The sequence below is a fragment of the Actinomycetes bacterium genome, assembly GCA_035489715.1.
Classification (GTDB): Bacteria; Actinomycetota; Actinomycetes; order JACCUZ01; family JACCUZ01; genus DATHAP01.
Genome location: DATHAP010000003.1, coordinates 1 through 10995, shown reverse-complemented (window position 1 = coordinate 10995; position 10995 = coordinate 1). Strand labels below are relative to the sequence as shown.

At 74.7% G+C, this 10995-nt stretch carries 8 protein-coding genes; 5 read left to right on the top strand and 3 right to left on the bottom strand.

Annotated features, from left to right (window positions below):
- Positions 1-198: 198 nt before the first annotated feature.
- Positions 199-561 (bottom strand): hypothetical protein, encoded by a 363-nt coding sequence (locus tag VK640_00215; protein ID HTE71613.1) that lies wholly within the window; start codon positions 559-561, stop codon positions 199-201.
- 181 nt (positions 562-742) lie between these two features.
- On the opposite strand from VK640_00215, the gene VK640_00210 reads away from it, so the two are divergent.
- Positions 743-1078: a hypothetical protein gene (locus VK640_00210; GenBank protein ID HTE71612.1), complete on the top strand. Its 336-nt coding sequence runs from the start codon at positions 743-745 to the stop codon at positions 1076-1078.
- A 263-nt stretch (positions 1079-1341) separates the two neighbouring features.
- Positions 1342-4227, top strand: a complete 2886-nt coding sequence (locus tag VK640_00205; GenBank protein HTE71611.1) for an AAA family ATPase — start codon at positions 1342-1344, stop codon at positions 4225-4227.
- Positions 4228-4242: 15 nt separating this feature from the next.
- Here the strand turns inward: VK640_00205 and VK640_00200 are convergent, their stop codons facing one another.
- Entirely contained in the window at positions 4243-5196 is a 954-nt protein-coding gene (locus VK640_00200; protein ID HTE71610.1) for an NADP-dependent oxidoreductase, read from the bottom strand.
- Between the two features lie 226 nt (positions 5197-5422).
- Between VK640_00200 and VK640_00195 the strand changes: the two genes are divergently transcribed.
- Together VK640_00195 and VK640_00190 are read left to right on the top strand one after the other, a co-directional pair.
- On the top strand, positions 5423-7132 hold the full coding sequence (locus tag VK640_00195) for an MFS transporter (protein ID HTE71609.1): 1710 nt from the start codon (positions 5423-5425) through the stop codon (positions 7130-7132).
- 47 nt (positions 7133-7179) lie between these two features.
- Positions 7180-7746 (top strand): YceI family protein, encoded by a 567-nt coding sequence (locus VK640_00190; GenBank protein HTE71608.1) that lies wholly within the window; start codon positions 7180-7182, stop codon positions 7744-7746.
- A 77-nt stretch (positions 7747-7823) separates the two neighbouring features.
- Here the strand turns inward: VK640_00190 and VK640_00185 are convergent, their stop codons facing one another.
- Positions 7824-8255 (bottom strand): DUF4231 domain-containing protein, encoded by a 432-nt coding sequence (locus tag VK640_00185; protein ID HTE71607.1) that lies wholly within the window; start codon positions 8253-8255, stop codon positions 7824-7826.
- Positions 8256-8364: 109 nt separating this feature from the next.
- On the opposite strand from VK640_00185, the gene recC reads away from it, so the two are divergent.
- Positions 8365-10995 (top strand): exodeoxyribonuclease V subunit gamma (gene recC / locus VK640_00180; GenBank protein ID HTE71606.1); only part of this gene is annotated, 2631 nt, incomplete at its 3' end.

Sequence of the window (10995 nt, the reverse complement as noted above, 5' to 3'; positions counted from 1 at the left end):
CGGTCGAGGCGAACGGGCAGCCGGCCTGCCTGTTCTACCTGCGGGAGGACGGGCGATGGCTGGCCCACAGCCTCGACGTGCTGACGCTGCGCGGCACCCAGGTCTCCGCGTTCACGGCCTTCCTGGACCCGGCCGTCTGCGCCGCGTTCGGCCCCGCAGAGCTGCTGCCGCGCTCCTGACCAGAGTGGACGGGTGGTGTCAGCGCCGGCGGTGCGCACCGGTCGGCCCCGTGGACGAGCCGACGAGTGCGGCGGCCAGGCCAAGGAGGAAGACCGCCAGGAAGACGGCTACCTGCAGGGGCGTCGGGTCGATGTGCAGATGCTCGTCCGCCGCATCTGGCGGTGCCTGGTGCTCGGCCTGGCCGTCAGAACCGCTCTCGGCGGAAGTCTGTGCAGGTGTCGGAGGCGCCACCGCCGCGGCTGTTTCCTCGGCGATCGGCGTGCCGATGTCACCGGGCTGTCCGTCGCCCGAGGAGGCCGTCGACCGCGATGCGAGGAGCACGATATCTGGCCGGTCGTCGGTCAGGACCGATGCGAACCGTCGAGCCGCCGCGGCAACCACGGGCTCCGCTTGCCGTCGCCCCGGAATTGGCTGCCAGCGGTCATCGTCCTGACGGCGCCGGTCGCTGGCGTCGGATGACGAGGTCGCGGCCGGTCGTGACCGTTGCCCGGCCGTCGACGGGGTGGACTGCCGGCCGGTCGGCGCGGCGATCGGACCGGGATCGAAGGGCGCATCCGCCGCGGTGGGCGAGCCGGCCGGGCTCGACGCCGAATCCGCGCTCGGCGCCGGCGAGCCCGGGTCCGGTCCAGCCGTCCCGTCGGTGGTCGCGGACGGTGACCCCGCCGGTTGCGTGCTGGCCGTCGATGACGCCGACGGCGTTCCTGGGGCAGCGGACGAGGTCGCCGACGGGATGGCCGAGGTGGTCGACGGGATGGCCGAGGTGGTCGGCGGGCTGGAGGACGTGGTCGGCGGGCTGGAGGAGGACGAGCTGGGCAAGGTCGTCGGCGGGCTGGAGGATGCGGTCGCGGCTGCCGTCGTCGACTCGTCGCTCGTCGTCGACTCGTCGGCTGCGACCTGACTCGTCGCGACCGCCTGCGCGTCAGGCTGGCCAGGTGCGCCCGGCGCCAGAAGTGATGTGGCGCACAGCCCGACGACCGCCGCCAGCGTGACCGAACCGGTCCAGAACGGCAGGCCGCGGGCAAGCATCGCGCCCACCGTGCGCGCCGCTCCCGGCGCCGGTCTCGAGTGCCTGCCCATGGGCCGATCCCTCCCCTGTGGCGGGGGACCGACACCAGCCTGCGCGGGTACTACCTACTGTCACGCGCGACCGACTCATCGTGCATGGGCCTGTCGGCACTCGGTGCATGGGCCTGTCGGCACTCGGGAAGCTCGGGTCGGCGACTTCGCCGATGCGGCATCAGGCGCCGACGGCTAACTTCGGAGGTGGTCTGCGCCCCGGAGGAGGAGAGATGGCTGCACGGGGGTCCCGTCGTCGGTCGGGGCGCGGCGGGAGGCGTTAGGCACTCATGGCCGAGCACGGGCTCTACGGGCGCGAGAAGGAGTGCGCCACGCTCGACGCGCTCCTCGACAGGGCGCCACGCCTCGGGTGACGCGCTCGTCGTGACCGGCGAGCCCGGGATGGGCAAGACCGCGCTGCTCGGCTACGCGGCCGACCGGGCCGACGGGATGCGGGTGCTGCGCGCCCAGGGCGTCCACGCCGAGAGTCGGCTGCCGTTCGCCGGCCTGCACGCCCTGCTCCGCCCGGCACTGGACCTGCTGCCGGCCCTGCCCACTGCCCAGGCGGACGCGCTGTCCGCCGCCCTCGGCATGGACGAGCCCAAGGGCCAGAGCCGGTTCCTGGTCGCCGCCGGCGTGCTGGGCCTGCTGGCCGAGCTGGCCGACCATGAACCCGTCCTGTGCCTGGTCGACGACGCCCAGTGGATCGACGGCTCATCCATGGACGCCCTGTTCTTCGCGGCCCGGCGCATCGAGTCCGACCGGCTGGCGGTCGTGGTGTCGGCCCGGCTCGGCGAGCTCGAGCCGCCCGGCCTGGCCGAGCTGCGGCTGGACCCGATCGCTCCCGACCAGGCCGACCGGCTGCTCACCGCGCACGCACCGGCGCTGGACCCCCCGTCGCGCCGGCGGATCGTGGAGCTGGCGGCCGGCAACCCGTTGGCGCTGGTCGAGCTCAGCGACGACGTACCCGCTCCGACGACGCCCTCGCCGCCCGGCCGCACGGAGGTGCCGCTGAGCGCCCGCCTGGAGGCGACGTTCCTCGGCCGGGTCCACCAGCTGACGCCGGACGCCCAACGGCTACTGCTCGTCGCCGCATCCGACGACTCCGGGGACCTGCTGACCCTGCAGGCGGCGTCTCGTCCCCTCGGCATCGGTACGTCGACGCTGGCCGAGGCGGAGCGGGCGAAGCTGCTCCGGCTGGCCGGAGAACGCGTCGAGTTCGTCCATCCCCTGGTGGCGTCCGCCGTCTACCAGGCCGCCCTGCCCTCCGAGCGGCGGCAGGCGCACGAGGCACTCGCCGCAGCCCTCCCCGACGACCAGGCCGACCGCCGGGCCTGGCACCGGGCAGCAGCCGCGACCACCCCCGACGAGAGCCTCGCCGCGGACCTCGAGCACACCGCACTCGCCGCCCGCGCGCGGGCCGGCCACCAGGCGGCCGCCGCCGCGCTGGAGCGCGCCGCCGAGCTCAGCCCGAGCCCGCACGAGCGGGCCCGCCGCCTCCTCGACGCGGCCGAGGACGCCTGGGAGGCTGGCCGGGCACCGCAGGCCTCCCGGCTCGTCGACCGGGCCGCCCAGGTCGTGTCGACACCCCTGGTCCAGGGAAGGGTGGCCCAGCTACGCGGGCGCTTCGAGAGCCGCCGGGGTGTCGTCCGGGACGGCTTCGAGATGCTGCTCGCCGCCGCGGACCTGCTCGCCGCCGTCGAGCCGCACCGCGCCGCGGCGTCGCTCGTCGAGGCGCTCGAGGCGGCCTTCCTCGCCGGCGACCAGGCCATGGTCGCCGAGCTGGGGCGCCGGGTCGTCGAGCTGGAGGCCGACGAGGACATGCCTGCGGTCGAGCACGTCACCGGGATGACCCTGCTGCTGGGCGGTGACGTCGAACGCGCCACGCCCTTGCTGCGCAGCGCCCTCGAACGCAGCCAGCACAGCGAGAATCCCGAAGTCCTGCTGATGGCCGCCGTCGCGGCCGGCTACCTGGGCGACGGCGTCAGTCTGGCCCAGTGCTCACGGCGAGCGGTCGCGGTGGCACGCGCCCGTGGCGCGCTCGGCACCCTGACCCGCATGCTGGAGCTCTCGGCCATCGCGGAGGTCACCACCAGCCCCGCGGCCGCAGAAGCCCATGCCTCGGAGGGTCTCGAGCTGGCGCGCGAGACCGATCAGCCACCGGCGGTCGCCATGCACCTGGCCATGCTCGCGACAGTGGCAGCCATCCGTGGCGACGAGCAGGCCACGGTCGAGCACACGTACGCGGTGCGGCGGTTGGCCGCCCGGCACGGCCTGAGCTTCCCGGACTCGTGGGTGCGGAGCATGCTCGCTCTGCTCGACCTCGGCCTGGGACACGCGGAGCGGGCGCTCGAGCGGCTCGAGCAGCTGGCCGTCGACGGTCACCCCGGCGTGCAGCTCACCCACACGCCGGACCTGGTCGAGGCGGCCGTGCGGGTCGGCGAGCCGGAGCGGGCGCTGCCCCTCTTCGCCGCGTTCGAGGCCTGGGCGACCTCCTCGCAGTCGGCGTCGGTCGCGGGCCAGCTGCACCGATGTCGGGCGCTGCTCTCCGACGGTGATGTCGCGACTGCTCACTACGAGCGGTCCGTGGCCGCGCTGTCGCGCTTCGGGCCCTCCCTCGACCGGGCGCGGACGCTGCTGCTGCTCGGCGAGCACCTCCGGCGGGAGCGGCGCCGGGTCGAGGCGCGCCCCCACCTGCGCGACGCGGCCGAGGAGTTCGAGCGGCTCGGCGCCCGGCCGTGGGCCGAGCGGGCGTGGTCCGAGCTGCGGGCCAGCGGCGAGCGGGTTCGTCGTCGCGACGACGACCGGGCGCGACTCACGCCGCAGGAGCTGCAGATCGCCGGGCTGGTCGTGGTCGGGTCCACCAACAAGGAGATCGCGGGGCAGCTCTATCTCAGCCCGCGCACCGTCGACGCTCACCTGCGCAGCGTCTACGCGAAGCTCGGCATCGCCTCGCGGGGCCAGCTGCGCCAGGTCGACCTCGTCGGCTAGCCCGCAGCGGGGCGGTCAGTCCTCGTCGACGACCTGCAGCGCCACCTTGCCGAGCACCCCGCCGCGCAGCTTGGCGCCGAATGCGCGCGGCGCGTCGTACAGCGGGAAGACCGCGCCTAGGACGGGGCGCAGCTCCCCCTCGTCGATGCTGCGGGCCAGCTCGGCGAGGAGGCGGCGGTCGGCCTCCACCACGAACCACACCCACCGCGCGTCGGCTCGCGGGCGCCCGCGTGGGACGCCGCCGACGACCGTGACGAGGGTGCCGCCCGGCCGGACCAGTGGCCAGGAGCGCTGCGCGACGTCGTCACCGACCAGGTCCAGGACCAGGTCCACCGGTCCGACGTCCTCGAACCGCTCGCGGTCGACGTCGACCACCTCCGAGGCACCCAGGTCGTGGAGCAGGGCGGCGCGCCCGGCGGAGCGGCAGGTGCCGATGACCGTCGCCCCGGCGGAGCGGGCCAGCTGGACGGCGAACACCCCGACTCCCCCAGCGGCACCGTGGATGAGGACGCGCTGCCCGTCGCGCAGCCGCCCGTGGACGAACAGCGCCTGCCAGGCCGTCGACGCGGCCAGCGGCACGCAGGCGGCCTCGGCATGGTTCAGGGTCAGCGGCTTGGCGGCGACGTTGCGTGCCTCCACCGCGAGGTAGCCCGCCGCGGCGCCGTCGCGGTACCAGTCCGCCAGCCCGAACACCGGGTCCCCGACGCCGAGCCCGGTCGTGCCGGGGCCGAGGGCGACCACGACTCCGGAGAACTCGTGCCCCGGGATCACCGGGCTGCGGTCCCGGCCGACCCGGTCGGTCCAGGTCGAGGGCCAGCCCAGCTCGGTCGGCGTGAGGCTTGCCGCGCGGACGGCCACCAGCACGTCCCCGATGCCGGGCACCGGCCGCGGCGCGGTCTCGACCGCCAGCCGCGGGGTGCCGGCGTCGACGTACGCCCGGACGGCGGTCATCGACGGTTGTTGCGCCATGGGACGACGGTCCGGCACGTCCCGGCGCGTCGCATCGGCGATATCGCCGAGTCGCACGTCGCGCGACCCGGTCGACCGGCGGACCCGCCCTCGTGGCACTCCGGCCGGCGCATGGCGGCGACCGACCGGCAGGCACCTGCGGCCGCTTTCGACGGCGGCGAAACGACCGATGCGACGGCACCCACGTCGGCGTGACCTTCGGAGCACTTCCCGGAGGAGGCACACCATGTGGCAGCTCACCAAGATGCTCGTCGACGAGCGGCGGCACGACATGCTGCGGCAGGCGCAGCAGTCCCGGCACGTGCGGCAGGCACGGACCGCGCCGCGGCGGCGGCGGAGCCTGGACCGCGAGATGGACCCGGACACCGCCTACCGGAAGCGGTGGGCGACCCTCGGGGTGCTGTGCCTGAGCCTGCTCGTCATCGGGCTCGACAACACCATCCTCAACGTCGCCCTCCCCACGCTGTCCCGCGACCTCGCGGCGTCGGACAGCCAGCTGCAGTGGATCGTCGACGCCTACACCCTGGTGTTCGCCGGCCTGCTGCTCACCGCGGGCAGCCTGGGCGACCGGCTGGGTCGGCGGCGGGCGCTGGGATTCGGGCTCGTCGTGTTCGCCGGCGGGTCACTCTGGGCGGCGTGGTCAGCGTCGCCGGGCGAGCTGATGGCGGCGCGCGGCGTGATGGGTGCCGGCGCGGCGTTCATCATGCCGTCGACCCTGTCGGTGCTGACCAACAGCTTCCGCGACCCGGCCGAGCGCACAAAGGCGATCGGCATCTGGGCCGCCGTGTCCGGCATCGGCATCGTGCTGGGGCCGGCCTGCGGGGGCTGGCTGCTCGAGCACTTCTGGTGGGGATCGGTCTTCCTGGTCAACGTGCCGGTCACGATGGGCGCCCTCGTCGCCGCCCGGTGGCTGGTGCCGGAGTCCCGCGACCCGTCGGCGCCGCGGACCGACTGGGTCGGTGCCGCGCTCTCGATCGGCGGGCTGGCCGCTCTCGTCTGGGCCATCATCGAGGCGCCCTCGAAGGGCTGGACGTCCGAGCCGGTGCTGCTCGGCTTCACCGCTGCAACCGCGCTGCTGAGCGCGTTCGTCGACTGGGAGCGCCGCACGCCGCAGCCGATGCTCGACCTGAGCTTCCTGAGCAGCGCGCGGTTCTCCGCAGCCGCCGTCTCGGTGACGCTGGTCTTCTTCGCGCTGTTCGGCTCGGTGTTCTTCCTGTCGCAGTACCTGCAGTTCGTGCTCGGCTACACCCCGCTGGAGAGCGGTGTCCGGGTCACACCGGTCGCGACGCTGATCGTCGGCGCACCGCTGGCCGTCCTGCTGGCCCGCCGGACCGGCGACAAGCTCGTCGTCACCGCCGGGCTGGCGCTCGTCAGCGCGTCGCTGCTGCTGCTGGCCACGACGTCGGAGACGGACGGCTACGGCCATGTCGTCGTGGTCCTGGTCCTGCTCGGTCTCGGGATCGGCCTGACCATGACCCCGGCGACCGACGCGGTCATGGGCTCGCTGCCGGTGACCAAGGCCGGTGTCGGCTCGGCGATGAACGACACCACCCGCCAGGTCGGCGGGGCGCTCGGGGTGGCGGTGCTCGGCAGCGTCCTCTCGTCCGCCTACGCGTCGCACCTCGGGTCGGACGGCACTCCGGTGCCCGACCGGGCCGACGACGGCATCGGCGCGGCGCTGCGGATCGCCGACCAGCTCCCCGGCGCGAGCGGGGCCGCTCTGTCCGACGCGGCACGCACCGCGTTCCTGCACGGCATGAGCATCGCCTCGCTGGTCGCCGCGGGCGTCGCGGCGGCCGGAGCTGCCGTGGCGCTGGTCTGGCTGCCCGCCCGGGCACCGGTGCCGGCGCCCGACGTGATCGAGCTGCCGCGGCCCGGACCAGCGCTTGACGTAGACAGCGAACGCCCGTTGGAGCTCACCCGCACCGACGCGTGACGCCTCGGCACCGACGTGTCGGCACCCAGACCCATCAGGAGGACCAGATGACCACCACGGCGCGCACCTCGCTGACCGGCACCTACCTGCTCGACCCGGCACGCACCCGGCTCGGCTTCGTCGCCCGCCAGCTCGGCGTGGCGAAGGTACGCGGCAAGTTCGCGGCCTTCGCCGGCGGCATCCAGCTCCACTTCGCCGACCCGGCGCGATCGAGCGCCGAGGTGACGGTCGACGTCGACAGTCTGACGACCGGCAACAGCCGTCGGGATGAGCATCTGCGCAGGCACTTCTTCGACGCCGCGGTGCACCCCCGGATCACCTTCCGCTCCACCGCGGTCGACGTGCTGGCAGCCGACCGCGCGCGAGTCACCGGCGACCTCACCGTCCGGGGCACCACCCGGCCGCTGACCATCGCCGTCGTCCGGACCGGTGCCCTCATCGATTCCGAAGGCAGCAGCCGCGTCCACCTGCGGGGTCGGGCGACCCTCGACCGCCGGGACTGGGACGTCACCTGGCGGGCCGCGGTCGAGGGCGGCGGCGCCTTCGTCTCGAACCGGGTCGCGATCGAGCTCGACGCGGTGGCGGTGCGGGCGCACGGCCCGCTGGTCGGGTAGGCGCACCTCTCCCGGTGGGTTGGCGGGGCTGCGGTGCAGAAAGTGCATCGCACGGCCGCCAGCGCGGGCAGGCGGAGTCAGGCCTCGGCGGCGCGCTGCTGCCTCAGCGTCCGCCAGCCGGCCGTCTCCTGGGTCTCGATCTCCCTGACCCGCCGGAGCAGCCGCTCGTCCCGGCTGCCCGCGTCGGCGTACGGCGTGAAGCCGTGCACGTAGAGCGCCCGCTCGTTGGCCAGCGCCAGGCTGGCGTCGATGAACCGTTGCCAGTTCTCGTGGCTGCTGAAGATGCGACGGATGCCGGTGAGGACGACGACCAGCGCACCGAGCAGCGCGGGCAGCGTCTGGTCGTCGGTCAGCGTCGTCGACACCGGGATCAGCGCGCCCGTGGTGAGCAGGGCGAGCTCGCCAGCCTGGTAGACGACACGGGACTGCTTCGCGTGCCGGCGGTACCACTCGTACGACCGGTCGAGCTCGTCGAGGGCGGAGGTGGTGACCGGTGGCTGCTCGCTCATCGTCACAGCATCGGCCGACTCTTGAAGACCGACAAGCGCGCCGACGCCGCCGAGTGACCGGTGACGTCTTGTCCAGCCCGCCCGATACGGTCGGCGGCGAAGGAGGGTCATGCTCATCACCCATCGCGCGGCGAGCGGTGCCGCGCTCGCCCGCGGCCTCGGCGACGTGCTCGCGGTGCCGCCGGCCGACCCGTTCGCCGCCGAGGTGGTGGCGGTGCCCGCCAAGGGTGTCGAGCGCTGGCTCGCCCAGCGGCTGTCCCACGTCCTGGGTACGTCGTCAGGCGACGGTGTCTGCGCCAACGTGGCGTTCCCCTGGCCGAGCACGCTGGTCGACGAGGCGCTCGCCGCCTCGTCGGCCGCGCACGCCGACACGGTCGAGCGCTGGGCGCCGGCCCGGTCGGTGTGGCCGCTGCTCGACGTCATCGACGCGGCGGTCGCGACGGAGTCGTGGGCCAGGACGCTCGCCCGGCACCTCGGCGCAGCGACGCCGGACGGCGGCGGCGAGGACACCGGCCGGAGGCTCGCGGTCGCCCGCCGGCTGGCCGGGATGTTCGACGACTACGGCCAGTCCCGCCCCGAGATGCTGCGCGCGTGGGCGGCCGGCCGCGACAAGAGCGGCAACGGCGACCCGCTCGACGACGACCTGCGCTGGCAGCCCGAGCTGTGGCGCCGGCTGCGCGACATCCTCGACTCCCCCAGCCCGGCCGAGCTGCTCGACGACGCCTGCCAGCAGCTGCGCGACCAGCCGGCCATGAGCGCCCTGCCCGGCCGGCTGTCGGTCTTCGGCGCGAGCCGGCTCTCGCCCGCTCGCCTGCAGGTGCTTGCCGCGCTCGCCGAGCACCGCGACGTGCACCTCTGGCTGCACCACTCCTCCCCCGCGTTGTGGGACACCGTCGCCGCCGCCCCACCGTCGGTGCGTCGCGGCGACGACACCAGCCGCAGCCGGCTCGCCAACCCGCTGCTCACCAGCCTGTCCCGCGACGTCCTCGAGCTGCAGCAGCTCATCGCCCGCTGCGCCCCGGACGCGCAGACCGTGCTGCACGAGAGCGCCGATCCGCCGGACACGCTGCTCGGCCGGCTCAAGGCCGACCTCGCTGCCGACCGGGTCCGGGCCGACCCGCCACCTCTCGCCGAGGGTGACCGCAGGGTGCAGGTGCATGCCTGCCACGGCCGCACAAGGCAGGTCGAGGTGCTGCGCGAGGTCGTCGTCGGGCTGCTCGCCGACGACCCGACGCTCGAGCCGCGCGACGTGCTCGTCATGTGCCCCGACATCGAGACCTTCGCGCCGATCATCGCGGCCACCTTCGCGATCGGCGCCGAGGACGACGCGGCGCACCCGGCGGCCCGGCTGCGGGTCCGGCTCGCCGACCGCGCCCTGCGCCAGACCAACGCGCTGCTCGCCGTGCTGTCCCAGCTGCTCGAGCTCGGCACCGCGCGGCTGACCGCGAGCCAGGTGCTCGACCTGGCGGGGTCTCCCGCCGTGCGGGCGCGCTTCGGCTTCGACGACGACGAGCTGGAGCGGCTGCGCGACTGGACGGTCGGCGCCGGCGTCCGCTGGGGCCTCGACGGCGAGCACCGCGCGACCTGGCAGCTCGGCGACGTCGAGCAGGGCAGCTGGCGCACCGGCCTGGACCGGCTGCTGCTCGGCGCCGCGATGGAGGGCGACCTGGACACCTGGGGCGCCACGGTGCCCCTGGACGACGTCGACAGCTCCGACATCGACCTGGCCGGCCGGCTCGCGGAGCTCGTCGACCGGCTGGCTGCCGCGCAGCAGCTGATGGCCGGCCGGCACACCGCACAGGCCTGGATGGCCGGCCTCGAGGACGCGGTGACCGGTCTGGCCGCGACGACGTACGACACCTCCTGGCAGCTCCTCCAGCTCCGCACCGAGCTCGGCGACGTCGGTGACGCCGCCGAGGGCAGCACGGCGCTGCTCGGGCTGGCCGACGTCCGGGCGCTGCTGGAGGGCAACCTCGCCGGGCGGCCGACGCGCGCGAGCTTCCGCACCGGCACCCTCACCGTGTGCACCCTGGTGCCGATGCGCTCCGTGCCGCACCGCGTGGTGTGCCTCCTCGGTCTCGACGACGGCGTCTTCCCGCGGCAGAGCACCCGCGACGGCGACGACGTGCTGGCCCGCGACCCGTGGGTCGGCGAGCGCGACCCCCGCAGCGAGGACCGCCAGCTCTTCCTCGACGCGATCAGCGCGGCCGAGGACCACCTGGTCGTCACCTACACCGGCGCCGACGAGCGCACCAACCTGCCGGTGCCGCCGGCCGTGCCGCTCGGCGAGCTGCTCGACGCGCTCGACCGGACCGCGTCCGTGCCCGACGGCAGCAGGGTGCGCGAGGTGATCACCACGCACCACGCACTGCAGCCCTTCGACGCCAGCAACTTCGAGCGCTCACCGGGGTCGCGGCCGTTCAGCTTCGACGCCTTGTCGTACGCCGGCGCGGTCGCTGCGGCCGGCCCCCGCGTGGTGCCGCCGCCGCTCTTCGACGGTGTCCTCCCGCCGCGGCCACCCACCGACGTCGACCTCGGCGACCTGCGCCGGCTGATCACCCACCCGGCGCGCGGCTTCCTGCGGCTGCGGCTGGGGGTCGCCGAGACGCGCGGCGAGGACGAGCCGGCCGACGCGCTGCCGGTCGAGCTGGACAACCTCGAGCAGTGGGCGGTGGGCGAGCGCGTGCTGCACGAGCGGCTGCACGGTCTCGACGTCGCCGACTGCATCGAGCTCGAGCGG